Below are 26,430 nucleotides of genomic sequence, written 5' to 3'. Positions count from 1 at the left end.
GTGGCAAAACCAGCCACTAAGACAGTTGATACAATTCCCAACTTTGCAAAAGTTGTTGCCGATTTAGATATGCAGAAGATTTTGGCTTCAAGATGGGACGAATGCATCAAATGTGTAGAAGGCAATGCTCCTCTTGCAGCCGTAGTGATGATGGGTGGACTACTTGAAACCCTTTTGCTTAATAAAATCAATAAGCTGCCAACGCAAGCACCTGTATTTACTGCCAAACTTGCACCGAGAAATCCGAAAGGACAAACGTTGCCTCTTAACGAATGGACACTTAGAAATTATATTGATGTTGCACACGAACTAAAATGGATAACTCAAACGGAAAAAGATTTAGGTGTTGTTCTGAGAGATTACAGAAATTTCATTCATCCTTACAAACAAAAAACTTACGGAGTTTTCATACAACAAAGTGACGCAAGAATAATTTGGGAACTTTGTAAGAGCATCTCAAAACAATTAATCTGACGGACTTCGTGAAGACAGTAGCACGGCCGCCAACAATAGCTTGCCGACAATGGCGGGTGCAGTGCGTAAAGAAATATTTGTTCAATTAATTAACTTTGTGCTGGGCGACAGTGACGAGCATTTAATCCGCCACTGCGGCAAGCCCTGACCGTTAGCCGAAATCACAATATTTTATTTCCCCACTTCCACAATCCTTATCTCTTCCTCCGTTAAACCGTATAGCTCATAGACTGCCTCGTCTATCTGGCGGTCTAAGGTTTTACAAAGCATTTCAAACCGGTTGGTTTCCGATTCTGTTTTGGCATTGGCTAACTTAGCTTTTGCATCTAACATTTGCTCTACAAGCTTTATAATATTATCGTGACGGGCTTTGTCCGCCGCATCCTCAAAGTTGATTGTGCGGATGGGAATAAGTCTTAAGTCACCGACAGACAAACGAGGAAAATTATCCTTCACAATTTTATTGGATACAAGTGGATAAATAAAAGAAATCAAACGTGAGTCCAAAACGCCCAACAAGAATTTCATAGAAAATGTTCTATCTTCTCGGTAAATGACATTTAGAATAGTTTTATAATTGCAGTAAGTATCTTCAAGGTAGGTTGCACAAATCTTGTAGATACCTTTTCCCGTAATTTCTCTAATCAATAATCTCTGACCGCTAAGCCATTCCATAGTTCTATAATCGTGCAACCACGGACCATATCTGATGTATTCTTTTTTCTGCCACTGTAAGCTATATCTGCCAACATCACTTCCAGCGATTTCTGGTAGATACTCGTCACTTAGCTTTTTTGAAGCATGGAACACACGCTTAACAATCTGTTCTTTCGTATGTTTACCACTATTGTATGCCTGGGTTCCAAGTGAAGCACGTGCAATAACTCCAAGTTCTTTACTCTGAGATTTAATTTTTGAAAGCAATTGTTCTAACTGAAATGATACTCTCGTTTCAAATCGATACGGCTCATCTTTTTGCCATTTTAATTGAGAGAATCTTTGTGGTGTCATTGTTGAAATCAGTTCAGGAGAGAAGACCTTTGGAAATGACCAAACCTGAACTTTGTCAGTATTTTCCCTTTTCGTACCTTTCCTTAACACAGTTATGGCTGTATCAACATTTGCGTCTCCAAAAACTTTATGGTTAAATATAAGAAGTTTCTGAACCAAAGAATTGTTCAATACTAAACTACGCAAATTTTTTGTGAACTGTAGAGTAAACCAAGTATTCGGGGTGATGTATCCTAACATCCCATTAGCCTTCAGTAAGCTGACTGATCTTTCAATGAACAGGTGATACAAATCAGCTTTGTATTGAAATGAAGAATATTTTGATTGTAAATACCCAGTTATATGACTTTCGGCATCCTCTTTTCCAATTACTCTATATGGTGGATTTCCCACCACCACATCGAAGCCGCCTCCTGAGCGTGTCGAAGGATTCATTATTTCAGGAAACGCATCCTCAAAGTTCATCGGCTTTAGTGTATGCTCGGCTTCGTCGTCAAATAGTTTGCCTTCGAGTATCTCGCGACCGATTAGCGAGTTGCCGCAAACAATATTATTCCTCAAATCGGGAAGTATCTTCTCCTTCAGCAAACTGTATTGGAAAGCATCGTTCATCGTTACATCTTCAAGCAGTTTTAAATAAAGCGAAAGCTGTGTAACTTCAGTCGCCTGAAAATCTATATCAACACCGTAAATATTGTTTGTTAAAATCTCCTGTCGCTTTTTTAGCGATAATACAATTTTGCCCTCGCGTGTTTCAACATCGCCCTTCTTTGCTTTCTCTGGAAACTCGTTGTAATACTTTGTATGGTAATCTAACAACTGGCTATACACTTCAATGAGGAACGAGCCTGAACCGCAGGCAATATCTATTATCTTTAAATCTTCTACTTGCTTGGGAGTAAGCTTAGGGGTTAGGGTGTAGGGATTAGGGTTTAGTGGGCTTTGAGGGATTGTATTAGGCGCGTGAGCATCTTTCCCACTTCTTCCATCAACGATATTGCCAGTGATGTTTGATCCTGCTTCAGTGGAATAACCCGCAGCGCTATTTCCAAATGTGTTTCCAATTCCATTAACGATGCCCGTGCGTATGACAGGAACAGAAGGTATTCCTTCCGATTCGTCCGCCCGTATCCCTCCGCTATGTTCGCCGGAATTGAGACCGCTGCTCGTTGCATCTGGCTCTTCAATCCGTATTGCTCCTCTTTGGGAAGCAACGTCGTCAACTTGTAAATTTCTTCCACTAACGACATCGCCCGCTTCCATACTTCCAATTCCTTGTAAGTTTTTAATGCCATCATATTCTCCTTTCATGATCTCTAATCCCTGAACCCCTATACCCTCGCCCCTAATTCCTATACCCTTTTTTTCATACAGCAGCTTCCCCACAGTCTCATTCACAATGTACCGTACAATATATTCAGGCGTATAATATACACCTCCGGCTTTGCGCACTTCAGGTTTCTCAATTACCTTTGCACGCTTATCGGTAGTGCTAACAACCTTACCCAAGAAACGTTCGTATATACTGCCTAAAATTGAAATCGGTATTTTATCGAAATCATAAGGCGAGGTTGGGTCGGCAAGCTCGCTGCATATATCTGCAAACATTTTACTATCGGGAGGGTTAAACTCCGGACTGTCAATAATCCTGTGCGGCTTAAAAACAAGTCCGTTGTATTTCGGCTCAAGTCGTTTGCATAAAGATGCGAATGCTTCCCACACGGCGGGTTTATCTTTTATCGCGACAATAGCCGGTTCCTCAATCGACTTATCCTCTAAAAATCTTATAAACACAAGTCGGTCAATTGTGCGCTGAACGGCTTCGGTTAGTTCCTCACCTTCTAAATTCTGGTTTTTATTTTTGAATGCACGGGCAAGCTGTTCGCGGTATCCGTCTAATGCTTCAAGGAAAGCCTCATCGACAGCCTTGTATTCGGCTTTGAACATTCCTCTTTCTGCTGCCTTTGCACGCGGCTTAGGCAAGGCACCGGCATACTTATCTATCGATCCATTAGCTACCTCAACGCGACTGAACAGATAATAAATTCTTTTGAATTTCTCTTCATCCTCAAAATCGGTATAATGGAAAACCTCAAGCTTTCTGTCGAGTGCGGTTTTTATATCGGGCTTAAACCGGCAGTCGAGTATATGAAATTCCTCAAAATCTGTAAGCACAGCTATAGGTGTTTTGGAATTCCATCCGTAACGTATTGTCTGGTAATAGTCGTTGGGATTCGATATGCTTCTTGATGGTTTCTTTGCTTCAACAAAAAATTTAACATCGCGAAAGTTAGGTGCTGTAAAAAAAGCATAGTCAGCCCGCCGCTGCGAGCCGGATGTGTTAACTTTATTTTCAATCTTTACTTCCTGCTCGTAAGGATTCTTTTGAACTTCATGCGTAACATCCCAACCGAGAGCAGTAAATAACTTATCAATAAAATCCTGCCGGACCTGCGATTCCTGATATCCCGGAGAAAGATAGGCGGCTTCCTGAGATTTGAATTGCTCGGTTAATTGTTTTATGCGGTTGTAAGATTCTGTCATAATGCTATTTTAATAAAATTATTTCATCAGAATCATTTTTTTAATTTGCTGAAATTCTCCTTTATTCACTACAAGTCTGCAAAAGTAAATTCCAGAAGATAAATTATCGGCAAAGAAATCGATTGACTGTTCCCCTTCGTCTAATTCTTCTTGTTCGAGTAATGTTGCAACCTCGCGTCCTAGAATATCATAAATTTTCACTGTTACCAAAGAAGCGCTTGGCAGCGTAAATTTAATTGTAGTCGATGGGTTGAAGGGATTGGGATAATTTTGATATAATGCAAACTCGTTTGGAGTTTCGTCGAGCATCTCGGGTTTAAATTCTAAACGCATTTGAATAGCTAAAGGATTTTTTTGTAGGAATGGAATCGTATCCAAAAGTGCCACACCCGAAACCATAAATGGCGACTGACTGACCTGTGCATAAGGTCCAGAAAACGCACTATTGATCTTAGTTAACATTGTATCGAACCGTGCCCAATCGACGCCGCTGTAGTTTCGATAGTATGATAAAAAGTTATCTACGACCAGAGCTAATTGACGTACCGTATATCCATTATAATGATAACTTGTATCACCATTGTTGAAGATTAGATCTCCTAAACCGATTGGAGTAATTTCAGCATCACTGGCTCCGATATTTATTTTCAGTGTTGCAAGCTCTCCGGCTAATTTATTGTTATGGTCAGCCAATTTTGCACCCTTAAGCTCTTTGAAGAACGGTACACCTTTAGCAATATCAAAACCACGAGGACTACCTGTATGCGGAACAAATTTCATTAAATCTTTTCCAGATTTAAAGCGTATCCATCCACAGATGTTCGGGCTATCTGCTCGTGCGATACCGAGTACCATACCGCCAGGTGCACCGGCATAATATTTCTTTATTTTCGGGAATGCTCTTGCGAATGCTGAGTCGCGAAGGTTACCAAAATTACCGGTTGAATTATAAGGCTTTAAGCTGACTCCTTTTAGAAGTAAATCATTCTGTGTAATTGTCCGGTATTTCATCAAATCATCTTTCACATACTTTATCAAGAGAAAATCAGGAGTTCCTTTCTTCATTAATGTACTCCCCGCGATGTAGTATGTATCTTTATAATAATCTAATGCCACTGCAACGTCATCGTTGCTCATAATGCCGTTGTATCTTAATTTCCAACGGATATCGCCATCGGCTTTCACTTCTAAAAACACAATATCTCTACCTGAATTTATACCGAAACTTGAGCCAACAATGTGCGGAGAGCCTCCACCCAAAATAGCATAACCGACATCCTCATCATTTGCGGGACCGTTGTAATGAGTTTCAAAAATTAAATCCCCATCACTCTGGTCATATCGTAAAGTTATGATATCGTAATAAGAACCGAAAGCAACTGACCGACCGGTAATGTAAACTCGAGAGTTGCTATGCAAGGCAATTCCGAACGGGACGTCATCACCCGATGCTGTTCCGTTGTAAACATGCGTCCAAACTGTGTCTCCAGTGATACCATTTACTTTCATTGTCAGGATATCATTTCCTGTACCGGTATTAGTCGTCCCGGTCAGATACAATTCATCAGCATCTCTCCAAACCATTGCTTTTAAAATATCCTCTGCACCGGTCGTTCGCTTGAACAACCTGGTCCAAACAATATCGCTCGTCTTTGAATTATATTTAATAACTAAGAAGTCATTATCGGTTTCTTTGGCAACACCACCGATGTAACAATAATTATAATCTTCCAACTTTAAATAAACAGGATAATCGTTACCATTACCCGGACCGTTATAAGTCTTCGACCAAATCAGAATACCAGCACTGTTATATTTTAAAGTAACAATATCAAGCCCTGAACCTGATACGACAGTTGAGCCTGTAACATAGACATTCATCGAATCATCGACCTGGATCGAAGAAGGTTTGTCGTCCCCTGTTCCAATATATTTTACTAACCATTGTTGTACACCTGCTTTGTCGTACTTAATGGTAACAATATCCAAACCGGTTCCATTACTCCACCCTGTTACATAAACATTTTCTGCGCTGTCAACGACAACTTTTACCGGTTTATCTTCTCCGGCACCACTGCCGTTGTATCTTTGTATCCATTGTGTAACCCCATCAGCGTTGTACTTGATGGTCGCTATATCAGCCCCTGTACCTACTCCGTTACTCCAACCTGTTACTATGATGCTGCCGGAATCATCTACGACCATTGAAGTAACAACATCCGATGAATTCGCTGGTCCATTATAATGCGCCACCCATTGGCGAAGCGGTTGGGTTTGGGAAGGAAGGATAAATAATATTGTTAAAATTAAAGAAAAGAAAAGTGAGGAAGGTTTAAAATTTTTCATACTCAATACTCCTTTTAAAAAAGATTAAATGCAGACAGATTTATTGCTGTAAAATTAGCGAATATTAAGATGATAGTCAATCAAAATTTACTGATAAACTGAAGTTACGCAAAAGAGTCATTCTGATCCCGCTCGTAGAGCGGGAGAAGAATCTGAAACCTCAAATTCAGGCTATTTTTAGATGTTTCGCTTCGCTCAACATGACAAAAAGTCAATTCTGCGTAACTTCAGTGAATAACATTAATTTCGATAAAATTGAGATTTATGCGAAATTATAGCCTTTTTATGCAAATTATTCTACTTCATCTTTCTCAATTGTTTGATTCTATGCAGAACGATTTCAATTTCTTTATTCCAGAATTTCCAATCGTGTGCACCGGCGGTTTCGTGTAATTCAAATTCGATACCTTGCTTTCTTAATGTAACGGCAAATTTGTAAGTCAACTCCAAAATCTCAGGTAAACCATCCTGTGAGCCGACAGCAAGATAAAAGAATGGTGAGGATGTTGGGTCAGCTTTTGGGGTAAGCGCAAATACATCGTTCTCATCCCAATAACTGTTTCTCGTTGCACCAAAAATATCCCGAATAGTTTGAATCGCTTCCTTTGAACGCCTCGAGACGATAGCAGAATCTTCAAGCCCGAAAGGTGCGTGAATTGCCGGACTCAAACATCCCGCGAAGAAAAAAAGAGTATCATGTTTCAATCCGAATTTTGCTGCGCCGTAGCCACCCATCGTATCCGTGGAGAAGATAAATTGTTGTATAGCGTTCCGTTCCTTTTGCATATCCCTCAGGAAGTACAATACAAAATTTCATTGTGGAATTAACGGATGGAGAAAAGAGACTATCCTCGACAACTGTTACTTGGGCACCAGCGACTGTAACATAAAGGATTAAAATTATTGTTCTTATTATCATCATTTCAGTTCGTTATTATCCGGTGCCCACTTCTTCTGCCATTTGGGATATTCTTTGAACACTCTGTCCGGTTCGTAAGTGTACCAGCTATATCCGCTTCTCCGCTCTCTCTCTACTTCTGCTAAAGAATAAACCGGTATTCCGTCTCTATTACAGAACAGAGGTTTGTTCGTTCCCAGTTCATAAAGCCGCGCCCAGATGGGCACTGCTTTTGGATCTTCAACAACCACCCGGTCGATCTTTGATGTGGAGTATTTATAAACCATTGCCGGAGCTTCAATTGTTTCCACTCGAATACCATATATTTGTGATTCCTTGAGCCATTTTACGGCTGTTTGGATCGCGCTAATAATTTCCAGGCTTGGATTTTCTAAACTCATCAAGAAACGAACAATATCAGCACTTTCCTCTCCACCCAGTGCAGCCGGCTCAAATGTCCTTGCACCTTGAGGACGAAAATTCACGTTATCGTGTTGCTGACTCCATCCTGCCAACTTACTGTGTTGAATTATCTGACATTTCAAAATACACTCTACCCCTTTATCAAAAGCTTGCAATACCTTAATACGTGTGAAACTATCCACAAACGAATACCAAGGCTTATTTTGGATAATATCATGGAGCACTTTCATTACACCGATCATAGCACCGTCGTTGAATGTAATATATTTTCTGTAGCCGCTTGTGTCTGGAAAAAACTGGGGAAAGCCACCGTTGGGGTATTGCGCCGCAAGTATGAAATCTATTCCTCTCAAACAACCCGCTTTAAATCTTCCAATCTTTGTAGCCGTATATGCTTTAGCCAAATAATGTATCTGTGAATGTGTTGCCCCGTTGTCGAAAGTAGTATTCGTTTTTTCTTTTACTTTTTGCAACGAATATTTTTGCTCTTCGGTTAATATGGCGAGCATATCGTAGTTCTTGGGCCATCCGCCATTCAACTTTTGATACAGTAAAATGTTATCTGAGATTTCTACTATTTGGTTTATTTTATATCTCGGCTGATGCGGTGAAGGAGTAATGACTTTATCCTCGTCGTAGATGTCGTACCAATGGTGTGTGCTGTCTATGAAACCTGTAGTATCAATCGTTTGATTGTCATTAGTGTCCTTATATTGTTGCGCCCACGATGCAACTGCTAATACTATGATGAGTAATAAAATATAAATCGCATGTCCAATTCGAGGAATATTATGTTTTATTTTTATCATTATAACGGGAATGTGTATTGCTGAAAACCAACTGAGTGAATATTTTTTCTTGTCGATACACCAGTAGCCAAACGGGTAGTCAAAATAATTATTCCGCTTGTGGCTATCCAATACAACATAGTATTATCAAAATCAGCGCTGATATGGATTTCATCACCTCATCTTTGATGCAACTTTATCCAATTCTTCTTTCGATAAAAATCTTTTCAGCAGCGGAAAAAGGATATAGTTTTCTTTGTGTATATGATTCACGTATACATGAACAGTTTCCCGGATATTTAAAACTAATTTCTGAGAAATTAATTTTGATGCCTTAGGTAATTGAGCTTGTGCAAGTGTCTTTTTTAAGTTCAAAAACTTCTTTCGCATCAACTTATGTTCATCGACCAGTAATTCGGTTGGTCCTTCAACATATTGCTCTAGCACGGGAAACAAGGCTTCCTCTTCCATCACATTATGATGGATTATCTCCTCCTCTAACACTTTGATTACATCATTGATGGTTTTTATAGATTTTGTTTTTACTCCCTCCTTCTCGATGGATTGAGCGGCTGCATTTAGTTTTTTTAAAATCAACAACAAGCTTGAGTGTTCTTGTATGAACACAACAATGGGGTTAAACTTCTTTTTCATCTTTTTCTAATCAAGCCCGATTAATGTTTGATACGTCATCTTCCCTTTTACCAATTTAGCTAATACTGATATTAGTTCTTGTGTTTTTTCATCAAACGAATCCTCCAAATTATCAATTTCATCCATCGATTTGCACGAATAGACCTCGTTAAAGTAATTGGTTTTGCCCTTTTTTTCGTACACATCGTAAACCATGCCGAGCTGTTTAATTTTGGTTGATAAATTTTTGATAAGATTTAGATATTCGCCTCTCTTATCAGGCTTTATCTCGTAAGAGATAATAAAAAGAACATTTGCCATATCTTTTCCTGTTTTTGTTAGAATGTTAGTATTTTAAATATTAGATGTCCAAATATAAAGAAAATTATTAAAGTAAAAAAACACGCAATGATATTTAAGATAAATCCGGCTTTTACCATTTGTGTCATCTTTACAAATCCAGTGCTGAATACTAATGCGTTCGGAGGGGTTGCAACCGGAAGCATAAAAGCTAACGAAGCCGAAAAAGCAACAGCTACCGCAAACGTTATTGGGTCGTTGCCGGTTTTTAATGCAATTGCAATTAATACCGGAACCATCATAGATGTAACGGCAGTGTTTGAAGTTACCTCAGTTAAAAATACAATAAATACAACTACAATCATTAACATAACAAAAGTAGAGGGTGAACCGAAGGACCCGATAAACGATGCTGCAATCCATGAAGCTAAACCTGTTTTAAACATTGCATCTGAAAGCGCGAGTCCGCCACCGAACAAAATCAGAGTTCCCCATTCAACAAATTTTGTGTCTTTCCAATTCAGAACGAATTCTAACTTTTTGAAATTTACCGGTATTGCAAAAAGAATTAATCCGGCAAAAAGTCCAATTAGATACTCATCAATCCAACTTAATATTTCTGAAATGTTATTTGTAAGAAGAGTATCCCAGAAAGGTCTGCTAATCCATAAAAATATCGCTAACAGAAAAACCGATGCAGTTAAAATTTCGCCGGTCTTGAGTCTTCCAATTTGAGATTGTTGGCTATTCAGAAATTTAACGTCGATGATTGTATCGTTTGATACGGGGAATAATTTGATTAATAAAAACCACAGAATAGGAATAAACAAAACCACATACGGTACACCAATCTTCATCCAATCTAAAAAATTAATTGTATGTAAGCCATTTTGTTTTAGGATAGAAATAGCAATACCGTTTGGCGGCGTTCCGATTATCGTCCCGACACCCCCAACAGAAGCTGACCATGCTATTCCTAACATCAGTGCAACTCCAAAACCATTCTTCGAATCTTGCAATTTACTGTGCACTATAAGCCCCATTGCAATCGGAAGAAGAATCGCTACGGTAGCAGTATTTGAAATCCACATCGACATGAACGCACTCGAATACATCATAGCTAATAAAATCCTGTTCGGGTTAGCTGCTATTTTCCCTCGTGTTAAAATCCATAAAGTCGCCCGTTTATCAATACCATATTTCTGCATCGCAGCCGCTAATAAAAAACAACCGAAGAACAACCCGATTACGGGATGTGCATAATTTTTAATAGTATTTGCAAATGTAAAATCGAATAACGTACCGTTAACCAATCCTTTCACTTGAAATATAGGAATTAATACGTTTTTCATTCCTGTTGCTAATTCAAGAGTTTCGATTTCGGTTAGGTTTGGGATTTGCCTGACATTATGAAGAAAAGTTTCGGGAACAGGCATCAATAAAATTGTAACAAAAATAATTGGACCAACTATGAAGCCTATTTTTGATTTTGTAATCACACGCTTAACTTTCGTTAATAACCGGCTTTACGAATTTCATCTTCAGTCATTCCGAAATAATGACCAATCTCATGCATCAATACTTCTCGGATTTTGCTTTTCAAATCTGTCTCATTCATAGATACAGATTCAATGTTATTCTGAAAAAGAGTTATCCTGTCGGGCACCATTGCACTCATACCGTATCCAGGTCCTCTGTATTTTCGTGGCACTCCTTCATATAAACCGAGTAGCGAGTACTTTGAAGTATGCTTTATTTTTGATAATTGGTCGTGGGTTGGATAATCTTCTACCGAAAATTGAACATTATCGATGTTAGTTTTAAAAATTTCGGGGAGGCTTTCAAAACAAAGAGAGACTATTTCGTCAAATTCACTTTTTTGCATTTCTTAATGAGAGGAGATTATTGATGAACTAATGTAATTTAAAACTAACACGACCCCTACTCCTAAGCCTATTAATATAGCTAATGTCATTGTAATTGCTTTGAAAAAATTAAACTCGAACACAACTTTGCTTGCAGTACTAAATAAAAAAATAAACCAGGCAAACATCAGTGTCTCTAAAAACCATGATATGTACGAAACCGAAGCATTAACTAATACGGGCGATGGGTTTGATGTGTAAAGGGTTATGCCAAATGTTAAAAGTTTTATTGGCAGTAAAAATATGAAAATATAAATGATTGGCACAGTTGAATATGCGATAACAGAATATAAATTCCAAAATTTTGTAGGTGGCGATTTAAATAATTTTGAAAATGCAAGCGTTATGGATGTTAGTGAAACTACTGTGAAAAAACCTAAAACAATTCCGCCACCTATCCCGGCAACAGCAATAGAAACTCCCTTATCAATGAAACGACCGATGTTGATGTATTCAAAGAGAAGAAATAAAAAACTCATTCCAAACAAAGAGGTTAGAAAGATTATATAATTTTTATGTTTGGCAATGGCGATATGCTTAAATGCTTTTACGGGATGTTCGATGAGTTGCCAAAGCTTCTGGAACAGATCGATGTTCTCTATTTTTGTTTGTATGTAACCACCACACTGCTTGCAAATAATTGCGAGATGGTGGTTTACGGTATTACAAACCGGGCAAATTATCATAATGGTTCAAACCTTGCCGTGAAGTGCCGCAGCATTGGAGCCTCGAAAATAATCCGATAACCCTTTAGACTATTACGTTTTTGATAAACCTCGGTAACTACTTCGATGACATAATCGATGTGGCTTTGTGTGTAAACTCGACGCGGAATGGCTAACCTGACTAATTCCATATTCGGTGAGATCAATTTACCAGTTTGGTTATTATATTTTCCGAACATTACACTCCCAATTTCAACACTACGAATGCCACCACATATATAAAGTTCACCTACAATACTTTGTCCTGGATAATGTTCAGGCAAAATGTGCGGAGCAAATTTTTTGGCATTCAGATATATCGCATGACCACCGGGTGGTTGTAATATCGGTACTCCGTGTTTGGTTAACTTCTCACCCAAATATTCGACTGACCGAATGCGATAGGTGAGGTAGTGTTCATCCACAACTTCCTCTAAACCTTGTGCTATGGCTTCTAAATCTCTTCCCGCCAAACCGCCATATGTAGGAAATCCTTCAGTTACAACCAATATGTTGCGTGCTTTCATAGCTAAATCATCATCATTTAAAGCTAAAAAGCCACCCATATTTACAAGAGCATCTTTTTTGGCGCTCATCGTGCAGCCATCAGCCAACGCAAACATCTCTTGAGCAATCTCTTTGACTGATATATTCGCGTAACCTTTTTCCCTTGTCTTTATGAAGTAGGCATTTTCAGCAAAGCGGCAAGCATCAATGAAAAGCGGAATGTTATATTTCTTTGCCACTTCCTTTGTTTTTCTAATATTTTCCATCGAAACAGGTTGCCCACCGTTGGAATTGTTAGTTACAGTAATCATAATTAAAGGAATGTTTTCTGCTCCCTGATTTTTAATGAAATTATCGAGGGCATCAATGTCCATATTTCCCTTAAAGTCGGCAACAGTATCCGGATCTCGTCCTATTTTACAAGGTAAATCAATTGCGGTTGCTCCGCTGAATTCCACATTTGCCCGTGTAGTATCGAAGTGTGTATTGTTTGGAATAAATTTCCCTCCACCTCCTACGATAGTAAAAAGAATTTTCTCGGCAGCTCTGCCTTGATGAGTTGGGATTATATGTTTGAAACCTGTAAGGTTTTTAACAGCCTTTTCAAAGCGGTAGAAACTTCGGGCACCTGCATACGACTCGTCACCATCCATTATACCGCTCCATTGTTTAGCGCTCATTGCCGAGGTTCCACTATCAGTCAAAAGGTCAATTAAAACATCTTCCGCACGGATTAAAAAAGGATTATAGCCGGCATTTTTTAAAATTGACTCACGCTCCTCACCTGTAGTGAATTTAATGGGCTCTACTGATTTGATTTTAAATGGTTCGATTATAGTTTTCATTGCAATCTCATAAAGTTTTAATTGCAATGAATTTACAAAAAATTTAATTGTTTCGCAACAAAACGTTTATTGTTGAAGAAGTAAATTTTTGCTGTAGATTTTTGTCCCTAATGTAAGTTGAAGAGTAATTAGCGACTCATTGAATTTCGAGTTTACCTCGACTACATAACGTCCTGGTCTTTTATTTTCATCAACAATTATTTGCAAATCTTTTTTATAAGTATCGAGTATTTTTAATTTGACTCTACCTTCTTCTGCTACTTCGTACGTTACAAAAATCGATTCCAAATTGTTTTGGTAAGACGAAAGGGGAAATTTGGGAGCAAGTTTTTTGGAAAGTGTAGCTACAATGGGAATTTCGACTTTTAATTCAGTCGCAGGTTGGCTTTCGTTGTTACCTTTATCTACTGCGGTTACAATGTAATAGTAATTAGATGATTTAGGTTTTGGTATCCGATCAATGAATACTGTATCATTCGTTGTGGTAATAACTATGATATTTGATGGTTCGTTAATATTTACCGGATGCCGTGTTGAACGGTATATTACGTAGTATTTTGCACGGTCTAAATCTTTTGCAGGTGCTGGTGGTTTCCATCGCAAGCGAAAAACTCCGCCCGATATTTCATCTATTATCAAATCCGACGGTGGGTTTGGTGGGATGTTATCTTTCCATGACATTGGTGGAATCAACGCCGGATAACTGTATCGCCCACTGATTGTACTTATGTCTTTGATAAATTCATACCGGAATAATGAATTTCCATCAGCACCATAAAGACGTGAAACATCTACTAATAACGGAAGTTGATCGAAAACTTTTTCTTTGTATGCACCAATTCCGATATAAATATGTCTATCGAGTTTGTTTTCGCACCAATCTTTTGTTAATGCCGCAAAGTCAGGATCTCGCGGTTCTGTTCCCAATGACCAATAAACCTGTGGCGCTATATAATCGTGTTTTTTCTCTTGCAGCCATTTACGCGAGTCCTGATAAATTGCTGAATACGATTGCCAACCCTTTGCGTTAGGTAAATTTTTGTAAACACCGATAGGCGCTGAACCAACCTTTAACATAGGTTTTATTTGCATTGCCGAATCATAAAAAGCACGTACAAATTTATTTACATTTTCACGACGCCAGCTATCTTTATCTTCACCCCGGCCAAATTTACGATAAGTATCTTCGTCAGGATAATTGCTCCCCGGATAACGTATAAAATCGAAATGGATACCGTCGATACTATAATTCCTCACCAAATCCATTGCAACGTTAATTAAATAATTTCTGACTTCTGGAATTCCCGGGTCAAGCCACATTTCACCATCTAATTTTCTCACCCAGCTTGGTTGAATGTCGGCGATGTGTCTTTTTCCCCCATTCGAAACTTTTTCACCATTCCGCACTCTGAATGTATTAAACCAGGCATGTACTTCCATCCCAAGCGAATGGGCATTTTTAAGAACAAATTCCAAAGGATCCCAACCGGGATCTCTGCCAAAGGTTCCTGTGAGCCGGTCTGACCAAGGTTCGTAGTTCGATTTATACATCGCATCACCTCTGCCCCGAACTTGAAAAAATATAGTGTTGTAATTAGCAGCTTTAATAATTTGAATTATTTCGAGGAGCGAACGCTTTTGTTCTTCAATGTCATTTGTTTTGGGCCAATCTAATCCTGCAACTGTTGTTAACCATACTGCACGGAACTCCTGTTTGGGCATCCGGGTAGAACCCGCCGGTTGTGCGGGCAGATTAACGATAAAAAAGGTTAAACCTAATAATATTTTCAAGTAAAAATAGATATTCATAATCAATTGTATAAATATATCAGATGAAACTTAAATATGCAAGAAAATTACAAGATAATATTTACAAAACAATTTATAATATCTTAATTGGGGTTGTTCGTGAGGGAATTTTAATTTTGGGGCATAATTGACTTATGTCGTTCTGGTTTTTTATTTTTTTGAATTTTAGACAGAACACTGGTGAACAAGTATTTTACTGCTTATCCATTATCCCATCAAGCTTTTATTCTACCGGAATTATGGAGGTGCAATCTTTCTCTCAGATTCAAAGTTTGACCCGTATATAACGTCCCGTCTTTTTCACTCTGTAGTATGTAAACGTAAAATGCCATCTCTTCGATCTCATTCCTCAAACTAAAAAGGACTAACAAGATAAATCAAGTTAGTCCTTTTGTTAATTCTTCTCCCGTCTTCGACGGGATTCTGAATTCGACATACAATTTAACGAAAATAAACCGTTAAGTTGTGTCGAATTCGAAGTGGAGCCGATGAGGATCGAACTCACGACCTCCTGAATGCCATTCAGGCGCTCTCCCAGCTGAGCTACGGCCCCAATTATAATTTCTCGAATTTTGGCACTGCCAATATACAAAGATTGTGTTTTAAAGTCAATTTGGTTAAATTCATACAAACAAAAATTATTTAACAATAAATGAATAAATTAGTAACTTTCTTAATCATAATTCTATCTGCTATTGTCATTTTTTCTTCTTGTAAAGACGAAACAACGGATGACTGTAATATCGTCTTTCCCGATACAGCAACAGTTCGATACTTGATTCATGTTCAACCACTATTCGATTGCAGCTGTGCTTTTGTTGGATGCCACGGAGCTGATACAAAGGAGACCCGTGGTTTTAGTTTAGACGATTATGATAATTTTATGACTGGTGCATCGACACCAGTAATTTACAGGGGCAATCCGGATGCAAGTCCGTTGATTTTACGGGTAGAAGGAAAATTGGGAGCTCGTATGCCGCCCGATCGTCCCCCACTTAATCAAAATCAAATCAATGGTTTGAGAAGATGGATTTCAAAGGGAGCTCAACTGAATTGAATCAACTGATACAGTAGATAGAACGATATAATAATTTGAATTCCTGCAAGCGAGCTGAATATTATTAGTGATTTTGTTCTACCCACGATTTGATACACGCCATAAATTAGCAAAATTATAAAGAAAGATAATGAGGGATAGACATATTTTCCCCAACTGCTGTGCTCGACTGACATTAAGGAAAAATACGAAGAGGATAACATCATTAATGTCCCTGCAAAAAAGATAATGTTAAAATTATTTGAAGAGATAGTCGTGTATGTACGAATCAGTAAAGTTTTTATCACACCTAATAAAGCAACCAACGTAACGGGTAAAAATATTAATAAGTAGAATACAGGCGATAGATTGATTTGATAAATACGTCCTGCCGCCGCCCAAAAACTCCAATTAATATTTCTAACTGTTTGCCATAAATCGACAAGCGTTATTTCATCGATTGATAAAATTTTAGAGACACCCGGAGATATCGCAATGATACTTCCATATCTTGTATAATTCCAAATGAAAAACCATAATGAGAGTGCTGATGCAATCAAGAAAATCGGGTAAACACTTTTAATAGTTTCCATCATATTTCGTTTTTGAATCAAAACCGAAAATACAATTAGTAATGAAAGAGGATACAGGTTTGCTTTTGTTAGTATCCCTAACCCAAGTAAGACGCCAATTAAAATATTTCTTTTAGATGTTTCAGGTAAAAAGATTTGCCAAATAATGATAGCACCAACTAAATTTGCCAACGCATCGTTTGTAACCGAAGCATTATTTACTATAAATGTTGGCAGGGTACTAACCATAGCTAATACAAGTAAAGCAGATTTTGTTTCAATATTGAAAACCAGAAAAGCTGTTTTATAAATGATGAGTATTGTAAGCATCCCAAGTAGAACAGAAAATAATCGCAGGATAATCAGTACTGGATTCTTGGGAGTGGTAAGTGTGTCGGGATCGAATTCCTGAAACAAATCAGGTGATGGAGAATCCAAATGCTTAACGAGTAAATAAATACCAGCCCCTATAAAATAATATAAGGGTGGTTGATATGCTTCGTAATAAGGAAACTTCGGATTACTGATTGGGTATTCACCCGTTACAGCTAAATGTTTAATCACAAAGTAGTGCGGATACTCATCAGGTGCCTGCCAGTTCGGTGTGTTAAAAGCAAAGAGCAATCTTAAAATTAGTGCTGCCAATAAAATTACAAGCAACCAACTATTTTCAGATGTGAGCTTCATTCAATGTCTTTAAACGACTGACGATTCCTAATTAAGGAGTATTTATCACCATCGACTATTACTTCTGCAGGTTTCATTCTACCGTTATAATTTGATGAAAGAACGTATCCATAAGCGCCTGTGCAGAATATTGAGAGATAATCGCCTCTTTCTACAAAAGTCAAATGGCGGTTTAATGCAAAATAATCGCCACTCTCACATAAAGGTCCTACTACATCAACAATTTCATATTCTGAATTTTTAATTGTGATAGGTGAAATTTGATGATACGATTTGTATAAACTTGGACGGATTAAATCGTTCATTCCGGCATCAACTATGATGAATGTTTTTTCGGATGTTGTTTTCCTGTATAATACTTTTGTGAGCAGAACTCCTGAGTGTGCAATAATTGACCGACCGGGTTGGATAAATATTTTTGTCTTCGATTCCTTAAGCACGGGTAGTGCGGATTCAAGTAATTTTACAGTAGTAAGTTTTGAATCTATCTGTTCATCGTCGGTCGGTAACAATTTGTGCTTAACGAAATCGTGATATTGTACACCGAACCCACCACCAAAATTCAGTTGTTGTACTGGAATACTTTTGTTTCGTAAAACTTTAATTAAATCTACAACAGCTTTGGCTGATTCAATGAAAATATCCGGGTTTGTTATTTGTGATCCGATATGCGTATGAATTCCTAAAACTTCTATATTTTTCAATTCCATTGCTTTCTGAAATATTTCTTCCGCATACATTTGATCAATCCCAAACTTATTATGTTTTTCACCCGTCGAAATATATGGATGTGTGGATGCTGATATATCAAAATTTATACGTATCTGAATGCGAGCCAGCTTACTTAACTTTGCAGCAATAGTATTTATGATGTAAAGTTCTTCTTCTGATTCTACGATAAATAATGAAATATCGTTTTGAAGTGCAAATTCTATTTCATCATCACGCTTGCCGACTCCGCTAAATGTAATTTTATCGTGTGGAAATCCGGCTTTTAATGCGACATACAACTCACCAATTGAACCGGCATCTGCCCCTATTCCCTCCGCCGCTATGATTTCTAAAATATTTAGATTTGAATTTGCTTTTACTGAATAACACGAAAGATGATCAACTTCACCGAATACTTTTTCGATTTCGCGGCAATGATCTATTATAGATCTCTTACTGTAAACATAAAGAGGCGTTCCGAATTTTTCAGCAACTTCAATCAATGATATATCGTCGCACCATAGTTCATTATTTTTATATTTGAATTCGTACAATGTTTTTGTTATGTTAATTTAACTAAAATATTCATTATGTAAAACGCGAACCACCTTATCTACATCTTCTTCATCAACGACGAGAGTTAGATTAATTTCGGAGGCACCTTCCGAAATCATTTCGATATTTATATCTGCTTTTGCGAGAGCATTAAAAGCTTTTGCAGCGATTCCGGGTGTTTTCTTCATCCCTTCACCGACAATACAAACAATTCCCTTTTTTCTCTCGATTCTTATTTCACCGATATCCTCCAAGTCTTTTCTGATTTGGTCAAGGTCTTTATCATTATCGATGGTTAAAGAGACACTCACCTCGGAGGTTGATACCACATCTACGCTTTTTTGATGGTCGGCGAAAATAGAAAACAACTTTGCGAGAAAACCGTGCGCCAGAAACATCCTCGAAGAGGCTACATTGATAACTATAATTCCCTTCTTTGATGCGATGGATTTAACAACGGATTTATTTTCAGATTCGGTTGACTGTAGAATTAACGTCCCTTGTATCTCTGGCCGACGGGAGTTCAGAATTTTCACTGGAATATTTTTTTGGACAGCCGGTAAAATTGTGTTTGGATGGAGTACCTTAGCGCCAAAATAAGCAAGCTCTGAAGCTTCATTAAAACTTAAAGTGGTGATTAATTTCGATTCCGAAACTATGCGCGGGTCGGCGCTCATCATTCCGTCAACGTCAGTCCAAATTTGTATGGTTTCTGCCGATAAGATTGACCCGAATATTGAGGCGCTGTAATCTGAACCACCACGCCCGATTGTTGTCGTAATTCCCTCCTCCGTTGCACCTATGAAACCTTGTGTAATAACAACATGATTTTTTTTTAAAACCGGAATGAGATATATTTTAATCCGTTCTTCTATCTTATCAAACAAAGGTTTTGCTGAACCGAAAGATGAGTCGGTGATCATTACCTTTCGTGCGTCGAATAAGTTAGAAGATATTCCAGATTCTTCTAAAGCCGAGTGGATAATCAATGACGAAAGACGTTCACCGTAGCTCGTGAGAAGGTCGAGAGTTCGTGGAGTCAATTCGCCGAGGAGGTTTACACCCCTTACTATGTTTTTTATTTCACTGAAATATTCATCTATCTGTTTTGTCAGAGTGGCGAGTCGATTTCCTTTTATTAATTCCCCGATTATTTGAGTGTGCCGTTTGTGCAATGTATCCAGAATATCCATCGCATCTGATTCTGAGCCATTTTTAACTGTGTGGGCGCATCGAATCAATTCATTCGTAACACCCGAACAAGCCGAAACAACGACTATGATTTGTTTCGGAAGCTCTCGTTTTACTATTTCGATCAAGCGGCGAATTGCTGCGCCATCTTCAACAGAAGTACCGCCAAATTTCATAACTATCATAATTAAAGTTTTTCCAAAATATAATTTGTAATTATCGTGTATAATTGAAGCCGTCCAATTCCCCCTGCTACGCCGTGAGTTCCACCCGGATAAAATGCAGTTTGGAATTGTTTATTCTTCTTTTGCAATTCATTGACCAAAGTTATTGTGTTTTGCCAGTGGACGTTATCGTCGGAAGTGCCGTGAATTAACAAGAGGTTTCCTTTTAATTGATCCGCATACGTGAGTGTTGAACCCCGTTTGTATCCTTCGGGATTAAGCTGCGGAGTCTGCATATAACGTTCGGTGTAAATCGTATCGTAAAATTTCCAATCGGTTACTGAAGCGACTGCAACCGCAGTTTTGAAAACTTCGTTACCAAGCAAAATACTCATTGCCGCCATATAACCTCCGTAACTCCATCCCCAAATCCCGATGCGTGACGCATCCACAAATGGAAGTGATGCCAAATATTTCGCGCCCTCGATTTGGTCGTGCGTTTCCCACTTTCCTAAATTTTTATAAACCATTTCTTTAAACTCAGTACCACGAGCGCCTGTACCTCTGCCATCGATACTAACAATGATGTAACCCTTTTGAGTTAAAAGTGTGTACCACAAATTGTTTCTATCCCAACTGTTGGTAACTGTTTGTGAACCAGGTCCACCATAAACGTACATTAAAACTGGATATTTTTTTGTTGGGTCGAAATCAACCGGTTTCATCATCCAGCCGTTTAATGAAATGCCGTCGGAAGTTCTGAAATCAAAAAACTCCCTCCTGCTTAATTTGTATTCATCGAAAGCAGTAACAATATTCTCCTCGATTATTCTGATTAACTTTCCATCGTTTTTATGAAGACGAATTTTGGGCAGTGTGTAAGCATCGGAATAAGTATCAATGTACACCGAATAGTCAGGCGAGAAATTTATACTGTGGGTTCCATCTTCGGTGGAGATACGTTTGAAGCCGGTTCCATCTAATTTTATTTTGTATAGATGGCGTTCGAGTGGGGATTTTTCCGTAGCAGTAAAATAGACCACACTTTTGGCTTCATCAACTTTTAAAATCTTATCTACTTCCCAGCTTCCTTTTGTAATCTGCTTGGTTTGTTTATCAAAAGTGGTTATATAAATATGCTGATAACCATTTTTTTCTGATGCCCACAATAATCGACCGTCTTTAAGGAATATATAATTCGATTGCTCGACATCTAACCACGTTTTTGATTCATCGGTTAAGATTATCGAACTTGACCCGGTCTTAATGTCGGCTTCTAATACATCTAATTTATTTTGCAGCCGGTTCACACGGAAAATTGCAAGTTTACCCGGTTTTGCAGTCCAATAAATTCTTGGAATATAAATATCGTCATCGTCACCGATGTCCATCCACTTTGTAGTTTTAGATTCGACTGAAACTACACCAATTTTCACAATGGAATTCGGGTCGCCGGCTTTTGGGTAGCGCATTGTTTCGATTTTTGGATGCTGCGGATTGAAGTCGGTGAGTTGGTATGCAGGCACTCTCCTCTCATCAAGCTGCCAAAAGGCGATGTTCTTGCTATCAGGCGACCACAGCCAGCCGTCGATTATACTCCACTCTTCCTCATATACCCAGTCGAAGCGGCCGTTCATTATATGCTTTTCGCCGTCGAATGTAAGCTGTGTTTCGACTTTCGTCCCAATGTCGATAATAAAAATATTATTATCGCGAACGAAGCCAACCTTCTTTCCATCCGGAGAAAATTTTACATTCATTTGCTCGGTTCGTGTATCTGTAAGCTGTTGAAATATTTCGGCTTGTAAGTCATAAAAGTAGAAGTTACCCCCCGATTTCATTGCACGCGCTGGAACTACGCCGGTAAATAGTATCTTCTTAACGTCGGGTGATAAAATGTAGTTAGAAATTTTGAATGCTTTATCGGAATCATTCAGAATTAATTTAGATGCATCAACAAAAAGCGATCGTTGACCGGTAGCTACATCATATTTCCAAATGTCTGTTTGTTTTTTTGCTGTATCGGTCTGTAAGAAAAGAAATGCTTTACCATCTTGCATCCATGTGATACTACGAAGAGATTTCTGAGCAAATTTAGTGGAGTTGAATATGTCTTCAAGCGTGAGTTCTTTACCTTTTTCTTGACCGAAGGTTACTTGCGAAAGCAAGACAAGAACTATAAATATTCGAGTGATAATATTTTTGTTGATAACAAACTCCTTGATAAGATTTATGATTTAAGATTTATGATTCACGATAAACGATTAACGCTTCAAATTTAGCAAAAGCCGATGAGAGAAGCAATAATTTGAATTTAAAACTATTAAATAATATATTTATTCAGGGAATAAAGAATACTAATTCATTATGAATTCTGCGTTTATGTACATACTTGAATGTGCTGATGGAAGTTATTATACTGGAAGCACGAAAGATTTAGAGAGAAGACTTTGTGAACATCAAAACGTTCTCGGTGCGAACTATACTAAGAGAAGATTACCTGTCAAACTTGTTTATTATGAAGAATATTCAAGAATAGATGAAGCATTCTATCGCGAGAAACAAGTGCAGGGATGGAACCACAATAAGAAAAAAGCTTTGATAGAAGGATGCTCCAGAGATTTGCCTCTCTTGTCAAGGAATTATACTCAGTTTGGTAAACCGGTTGCTGCGGTTGCTTTGGCAGTCAAAGATATGGTTGCTTCGACAAAACTTCGACAAGCTCAGTTTAACAGCTCAGCAACCGACAGAGAGAAGGGCACTGAGCGCGTCGAAGTGCCATGCCCTGCAAACTCAGCAACCTTACCGGGCGTTGAGCATGTCGAAACGCCCGATACAACCGAAATAAAAATAGGCAAAAGGACAGACAACAGTGAGTAATGTACCTAGGAATAAATAGTAAAGTCAAAATAATTTGAATTTGAAGGTATTAAATAATATATTGAGGGCAGCTACGATATATACTAATAATGGTTTGTTCTGTATCTTTTTTTAAAATAGTTTAACATAATATGCAACAACAAAATTTATTTCCGATAAATGCAAAACATATAACTGCACGCCAGCTGAATATACTCAATTCACCCAAAAAGATGGGCAATTGTGACTTAGATTCTATTCGTTATTTAGAAGAGTTGGGTATATCTATACTTAATAAAAAACAACCGATTCAATTTAGCCCAAATGTAAATGAGGCTATACATCGTTGGGCACCTTACGTACAAGGTTTTTCTGCATCTTTTGTTCAAACTATTTTTGATCAGTACAGTCAAGATTACAAAAATCCAATAATTTTAGATCCGTTCACTGGCTGTGGTACAGTTCAAGTTCAATCAAAATTAAATGGGTACAGGTCGTTTGGTACCGAGCTTAATCCTCTTTTAAAGTTTATTGCTGAAACAAAGCTTAATTCTTGGGAAGTGTCTTCCACAGAATTATTAAAAGTATTTAACAAATTAGATACTAGTAAATTATCACCTGCTCCAAAATTTTTAAAATCTGAAAAACATTTTTCAAAAGGTGTTTTAAAAAAATTGGAATTGCTGAAAGGTGGCATCGAAAATCTTTCAAAAAATATAAATCCTATTATTGTTGATTTATTAAAAGTGGCTTTTTCATCCATTCTAATTGATGTTAGTAATCTCAAGCGAAGTCCTTGCTTGGGATATTCAAAAAATAAAAAAATCGACCCCGCAGCCCCATTTGTTCTAATGAACCAAAAGATTCATCAAATTGCTGAGGATTTGAGAATCATTCATAATGAATACTCGGATTTTATTACGACAAGAGCGGATGTAATTCTTGCTAACGCAATGGAATATGAACATAACAATAAATTTGATTTGGTTATTACATCTCCACCTTATATGAATGGGTTAGATTATGTTATCAATTACAAAATAGAAATGGGTTGGTTAGGTTTTGCTACTAATCAGGCACAACTTAAAAAAGTAAAAGATGAGATGGTGGTTTGTGATAATGTTTCAAAGGGAATGATTAAAGAATACCAGCCTACTTATACTAATGAATGGATAGAAAATATCAAACGTAATATTAAACGGAATATTGACCGAAGAGGGAAATATCGTCGTCAGGATATGCCTTTTATCGTGCATAAATATTTTGATGATATGTATAAAGTTTTTAAGAAAGTTGTAGATAAAATAAATAATAATGGAAGGTTTATTTTAGTAGTTGGCGACAGCCTTATTGCAGATGTTTATGTTCCTACTGATTTAATGATTGCAAAAATTGGTCAAGATTTAGGACTCACAATTGAGAAAATCGAAAAAGCGAGAAATAGGCGTTCTGGACAAATTAGAAGTTATAAGCTCAGAGAAACCATAATCACATTAAGGAAATAAAAGTGGAAGAAAAACAGATCGGTTTTTATGAAGATCCTCGGAATGGTGAAAACATAATTAGGTCAAGAACTACCGAGCAAATTCGTTCGTGGGATTTCCCTCGTTCTATCAAATCTTTAGAAACTTTCAACGCGGAACTTGGAAAAATTGATTATCCCGGTATTTATTTGCTTATTGAATCAAAAACTAATAAAGTTTATGTAGGAGAAGCAAAAAGTCTTTATATTAGATTAAAAACTCACAATAACACGCCGGATGATAAAATTAAAAATTGGGATAGAGTTGTAATAATCAATGATGGTCGACCCGCGAACCAGTCTGATTTTAATGATAACGTTGTTAGACTTGAATTAGAATTTTATTTGATCGCCCTATTTAAGGCAAACAAATATAAAGTTGTATCCCAAGGGTCAAAGCAGACTCTGAATTCTTTACAGAAAGTTATCGTAACAAAATTAATTTCTGAGTTAAACTTTTTCTTGTTAAGGAAAGGATTAATTCAAAAGCTAATTGCAAAAAGAGGTCAAGAAGAAGTAATGTTAGATGACCTGAGAAAAATTTTGGAGAAGTATAAATATAATATTCAAGAATTCAAATCATATGAAGCAACCATCAATGGCGAGAAAGTTTTTATTAGACCTGGAAGTAAAAAGCAAAAAGGTTGGCAAGTAACTTTTAGAGATGTTTTGAAGAAAACCCTCAAAGAAGAAAATGGTTCACTACTTATGCCAAGAGGCAGCATCTTATTGATTCCCTTCAGAGAAGTAAAAAAAGTGATAAATGATTCTGATGCGTTTTCTAGAAATACAATTGATATATTCGTTGCATTTGAAGAGGATAAAATAAAATTGAGGTATAAGAGTAATGAGATTGATGTAACAGAATTTCGCATTGTGAAGTGATAACGCGAAAACAAAGTTTTTACTTGTCAGCCTCTGGCTGAATAGATTATAACACACAAACCGCCGGCTTGTCCGCCACCGGCGTAAGTGATATGCAGATTTATGGCGGGATAATTAATAGTTAGCTCACTAATTGGTGCAAATATGAATTTCAATACCAATGAAGAAGTTTATAAATATTTAGAAACCTTATCCTTTGTAGATAAATATCCTACTTCAGTAAGCGACATTTGGCAGAAGTATAGAGATGAGAAATATAAAACAAAGGATATGGATGCTGTTAAATTAGCGCAACTCGAAATGGACATTTTTAATTTTACAATTCGTGATAACGAACTCCATAATATGTGGAGTGGTTCTGACAAAGATGGCAATCCTGTGGAATATCCATCCTTAAACAATTTTACCGGAGATTCTTTTGAACATATTAAAAACAAGTTTGCTGAAACTAATAATATCTATTTGCGTGTTCGCTATTCCCATTTATTATGGTTATCTCCTCACAAAAATCAAAAATATGCGCAATCAGCAATAGATGATTATTTCGCAATAATAGAAGAACTAAATCAAGAAGTAAAATCTGGGGAGTTAAAAGATTCGCCGCACAAAATCTTATACTATCTTAGGAATTTGTTCCCCTTATCTGTTCAAATTAAATACAAAACAAATGAAGTGATTTCACTTGTAATTGAGCATATCAAAAATTACAAATCAGTCAAAACTAAAAACCATTTTCTGCAATACAACCTTCTTCGCCTTATCAATGATAACTACAAAATATTCAAGGATACATCACTTGATGAAATGATTGAAATAATGTGGGATATATCGAGCATACTTGAAAATGATAACGAATATCATCCAGCAATTCAAATGCTTGAGATTGGATATGCTTTATCAAAGAAGCTAGGGCTTACCAAATACAATTGGAAGAAAAACGAGGCAATTGTTTACGAGAAGCTATTAGCAGAAACTAAAGAAGACTTAGCTGGCATTAGTTATTGTCAACAAGCTTTAGATTGTTACAAATAAATTAAAGAT

The 26,430-nt window shown here is 37.4% G+C and carries 23 protein-coding genes, 1 tRNA gene and 2 pseudogenes; 6 read left to right on the top strand and 20 right to left on the bottom strand.

All coding sequences use genetic code 11. The features are described 5' to 3' along the window. Positions 1–474 (top strand): hypothetical protein (locus tag QME58_04510; protein MDI6803093.1); only part of this gene is annotated, 474 nt, incomplete at its 5' end. Positions 475–645: 171 nt separating this feature from the next. On the opposite strand, the gene QME58_04505 is transcribed toward QME58_04510, so the two are convergent. The 15 genes and pseudogenes from QME58_04505 to QME58_04435 form a co-directional block, all read right to left on the bottom strand. Then, on the bottom strand, positions 646–2,436 hold the full coding sequence (locus tag QME58_04505) for an N-6 DNA methylase (GenBank protein ID MDI6803092.1): 1,791 nt from the start codon (positions 2,434–2,436) through the stop codon (positions 646–648). After that, positions 2,418–2,783: a four helix bundle protein gene (locus QME58_04500; protein MDI6803091.1), complete on the bottom strand. Its 366-nt coding sequence runs from the start codon at positions 2,781–2,783 to the stop codon at positions 2,418–2,420. Before QME58_04500 ends, QME58_04505 begins: the two co-directional genes overlap by 19 nt. Before the next feature lie 838 nt (positions 2,784–3,621). Continuing rightward, positions 3,622–4,029, bottom strand: a pseudogene (locus QME58_04495) (type I restriction enzyme HsdR N-terminal domain-containing protein). Between the two features lie 18 nt (positions 4,030–4,047). Further along, the gene (locus QME58_04490; protein ID MDI6803090.1) at positions 4,048–6,375 is read right to left on the bottom strand and encodes an SBBP repeat-containing protein; all 2,328 of its coding nucleotides are present in this window, start codon (positions 6,373–6,375) and stop codon (positions 4,048–4,050) included. 297 nt (positions 6,376–6,672) lie between these two features. Further along, positions 6,673–7,161: an alpha/beta hydrolase-fold protein gene (locus QME58_04485; GenBank protein MDI6803089.1), complete on the bottom strand. Its 489-nt coding sequence runs from the start codon at positions 7,159–7,161 to the stop codon at positions 6,673–6,675. A 132-nt stretch (positions 7,162–7,293) separates the two neighbouring features. Further along, complete coding sequence (pelA, locus tag QME58_04480) at positions 7,294–8,505, bottom strand: pectate lyase (protein ID MDI6803088.1); 1,212 nt, start codon at positions 8,503–8,505, stop codon at positions 7,294–7,296. 153 nt (positions 8,506–8,658) lie between these two features. Next, the gene (locus QME58_04475; protein ID MDI6803087.1) at positions 8,659–9,138 is read right to left on the bottom strand and encodes a hemerythrin domain-containing protein; all 480 of its coding nucleotides are present in this window, start codon (positions 9,136–9,138) and stop codon (positions 8,659–8,661) included. A 6-nt stretch (positions 9,139–9,144) separates the two neighbouring features. Continuing rightward, positions 9,145–9,438 carry a hypothetical protein gene (locus QME58_04470; GenBank protein ID MDI6803086.1) on the bottom strand — a complete coding sequence of 98 codons (294 nt, stop codon included), beginning with the start codon at positions 9,436–9,438 and terminating at the stop codon, positions 9,145–9,147. Positions 9,439–9,455: 17 nt separating this feature from the next. Further along, positions 9,456–10,916, bottom strand: coding sequence for a DASS family sodium-coupled anion symporter (locus tag QME58_04465; GenBank protein MDI6803085.1), 1,461 nt, complete (start codon positions 10,914–10,916; stop codon positions 9,456–9,458). Between the two features lie 14 nt (positions 10,917–10,930). Continuing rightward, a complete protein-coding gene (locus tag QME58_04460; GenBank protein ID MDI6803084.1) occupies positions 10,931–11,302 on the bottom strand; it encodes a metallopeptidase family protein in 372 nt (123 codons plus the stop codon). Between the two features lie 3 nt (positions 11,303–11,305). Next, positions 11,306–12,028, bottom strand: coding sequence for a hypothetical protein (locus QME58_04455; protein ID MDI6803083.1), 723 nt, complete (start codon positions 12,026–12,028; stop codon positions 11,306–11,308). Continuing rightward, positions 12,025–13,398, bottom strand: a complete 1,374-nt coding sequence (locus tag QME58_04450; GenBank protein ID MDI6803082.1) for a tryptophanase — start codon at positions 13,396–13,398, stop codon at positions 12,025–12,027. The genes QME58_04455 and QME58_04450 overlap by 4 nt, the downstream gene beginning before the upstream one ends. A gap of 66 nt (positions 13,399–13,464) precedes the next feature. Beyond that, positions 13,465–15,207 (bottom strand): family 10 glycosylhydrolase, encoded by a 1,743-nt coding sequence (locus tag QME58_04445; protein ID MDI6803081.1) that lies wholly within the window; start codon positions 15,205–15,207, stop codon positions 13,465–13,467. Positions 15,208–15,422: 215 nt separating this feature from the next. Continuing rightward, complete coding sequence (locus QME58_04440; GenBank protein MDI6803080.1) at positions 15,423–15,539, bottom strand: GIY-YIG nuclease family protein; 117 nt, start codon at positions 15,537–15,539, stop codon at positions 15,423–15,425. A 148-nt stretch (positions 15,540–15,687) separates the two neighbouring features. Further along, positions 15,688–15,760: transfer RNA gene (locus QME58_04435), tRNA-Ala, on the bottom strand. A 99-nt stretch (positions 15,761–15,859) separates the two neighbouring features. On the opposite strand from QME58_04435, the gene QME58_04430 reads away from it, so the two are divergent. Continuing rightward, positions 15,860–16,264, top strand: a complete 405-nt coding sequence (locus QME58_04430) for a hypothetical protein (GenBank protein MDI6803079.1) — start codon at positions 15,860–15,862, stop codon at positions 16,262–16,264. Here the strand turns inward: QME58_04430 and QME58_04425 are convergent. Genes QME58_04425 through QME58_04410 form a run of 4 tightly spaced genes read right to left on the bottom strand, consistent with a single transcriptional unit; the run spans position 16,252 to position 22,291 of the window. Further along, a complete protein-coding gene (locus QME58_04425) occupies positions 16,252–17,502 on the bottom strand; it encodes a glycosyltransferase family 39 protein (protein MDI6803078.1) in 1,251 nt (416 codons plus the stop codon). The two genes, QME58_04430 and QME58_04425, sit on opposite strands and share 13 nt — an antisense overlap. Then, a complete protein-coding gene (gene lysA, locus QME58_04420; protein MDI6803077.1) occupies positions 17,499–18,767 on the bottom strand; it encodes a diaminopimelate decarboxylase in 1,269 nt (422 codons plus the stop codon). The genes QME58_04425 and lysA overlap by 4 nt, the downstream gene beginning before the upstream one ends. 18 nt (positions 18,768–18,785) lie before the next feature. Next, complete coding sequence (gene lysC, locus QME58_04415; GenBank protein MDI6803076.1) at positions 18,786–20,144, bottom strand: lysine-sensitive aspartokinase 3; 1,359 nt, start codon at positions 20,142–20,144, stop codon at positions 18,786–18,788. A 2-nt stretch (positions 20,145–20,146) separates the two neighbouring features. Then, positions 20,147–22,291: a S9 family peptidase gene (locus tag QME58_04410; GenBank protein MDI6803075.1), complete on the bottom strand. Its 2,145-nt coding sequence runs from the start codon at positions 22,289–22,291 to the stop codon at positions 20,147–20,149. A 199-nt stretch (positions 22,292–22,490) separates the two neighbouring features. On the opposite strand from QME58_04410, the pseudogene QME58_04405 reads away from it, so the two are divergent. The 3 genes and pseudogenes from QME58_04405 to QME58_04395 all read left to right on the top strand — a co-directional run bounded on the left by QME58_04405 (position 22,491) and on the right by QME58_04395 (position 25,389). Further along, positions 22,491–22,763: pseudogene (locus tag QME58_04405) on the top strand (GIY-YIG nuclease family protein). Between the two features lie 371 nt (positions 22,764–23,134). Further along, a complete protein-coding gene (locus QME58_04400; protein MDI6803074.1) occupies positions 23,135–24,487 on the top strand; it encodes a hypothetical protein in 1,353 nt (450 codons plus the stop codon). Positions 24,488–24,489: 2 nt separating this feature from the next. Beyond that, complete coding sequence (locus QME58_04395; protein MDI6803073.1) at positions 24,490–25,389, top strand: GIY-YIG nuclease family protein; 900 nt, start codon at positions 24,490–24,492, stop codon at positions 25,387–25,389. A gap of 26 nt (positions 25,390–25,415) precedes the next feature. Here the strand turns inward: QME58_04395 and QME58_04390 are convergent, their stop codons facing one another. Continuing rightward, a complete protein-coding gene (locus QME58_04390) occupies positions 25,416–25,544 on the bottom strand; it encodes a hypothetical protein (protein MDI6803072.1) in 129 nt (42 codons plus the stop codon). Here QME58_04390 and QME58_04385 point away from each other — a divergent pair. After that, positions 25,534–26,421, top strand: a complete 888-nt coding sequence (locus tag QME58_04385) for a hypothetical protein (GenBank protein ID MDI6803071.1) — start codon at positions 25,534–25,536, stop codon at positions 26,419–26,421. The genes QME58_04390 and QME58_04385 overlap by 11 nt on opposite strands. The last annotated feature ends 9 nt before the right edge of the window (positions 26,422–26,430 follow it).

Source organism: Bacteroidota bacterium (assembly GCA_030017895.1).
Classification (GTDB): Bacteria; Bacteroidota; Ignavibacteria; order UBA10030; family BY39; genus JASEGV01.
The sequence above is the reverse complement of the archived record's forward strand: the minus strand, read 5'-3'. Positions and strand labels throughout refer to the sequence as shown.

Excerpts from the sequence above, each read along its gene's own strand:
- QME58_04500 (MDI6803091.1), bottom strand. The coding sequence starts at position 2,783 with ATGATGGCATTAAAAACTTACAAGGAATTGGAAGTATGGAAGCGGGCG.
- QME58_04490 (MDI6803090.1), bottom strand. The coding sequence starts at position 6,375 with ATGAAAAATTTTAAACCTTCCTCACTTTTCTTTTCTTTAATTTTAACA.
- QME58_04485 (MDI6803089.1), bottom strand. The coding sequence starts at position 7,161 with ATGCAAAAGGAACGGAACGCTATACAACAATTTATCTTCTCCACGGAT.
- pelA (MDI6803088.1), bottom strand. The coding sequence starts at position 8,505 with ATGATAAAAATAAAACATAATATTCCTCGAATTGGACATGCGATTTAT.
- QME58_04475 (MDI6803087.1), bottom strand. The coding sequence starts at position 9,138 with ATGAAAAAGAAGTTTAACCCCATTGTTGTGTTCATACAAGAACACTCA.
- QME58_04470 (MDI6803086.1), bottom strand. The coding sequence starts at position 9,438 with ATGGCAAATGTTCTTTTTATTATCTCTTACGAGATAAAGCCTGATAAG.
- QME58_04460 (MDI6803084.1), bottom strand. The coding sequence starts at position 11,302 with ATGCAAAAAAGTGAATTTGACGAAATAGTCTCTCTTTGTTTTGAAAGC.
- QME58_04455 (MDI6803083.1), bottom strand. The coding sequence starts at position 12,028 with ATGATAATTTGCCCGGTTTGTAATACCGTAAACCACCATCTCGCAATT.
- QME58_04450 (MDI6803082.1), bottom strand. The coding sequence starts at position 13,398 with ATGAAAACTATAATCGAACCATTTAAAATCAAATCAGTAGAGCCCATT.
- QME58_04445 (MDI6803081.1), bottom strand. The coding sequence starts at position 15,207 with ATGAATATCTATTTTTACTTGAAAATATTATTAGGTTTAACCTTTTTT.
- QME58_04440 (MDI6803080.1), bottom strand. The coding sequence starts at position 15,539 with ATGGCATTTTACGTTTACATACTACAGAGTGAAAAAGACGGGACGTTA.
- QME58_04430 (MDI6803079.1), top strand. The coding sequence starts at position 15,860 with ATGAATAAATTAGTAACTTTCTTAATCATAATTCTATCTGCTATTGTC.
- QME58_04425 (MDI6803078.1), bottom strand. The coding sequence starts at position 17,502 with ATGAAGCTCACATCTGAAAATAGTTGGTTGCTTGTAATTTTATTGGCA.
- lysC (MDI6803076.1), bottom strand. The coding sequence starts at position 20,144 with ATGATAGTTATGAAATTTGGCGGTACTTCTGTTGAAGATGGCGCAGCA.
- QME58_04400 (MDI6803074.1), top strand. The coding sequence starts at position 23,135 with ATGCAACAACAAAATTTATTTCCGATAAATGCAAAACATATAACTGCA.
- QME58_04385 (MDI6803071.1), top strand. The coding sequence starts at position 25,534 with ATGAATTTCAATACCAATGAAGAAGTTTATAAATATTTAGAAACCTTA.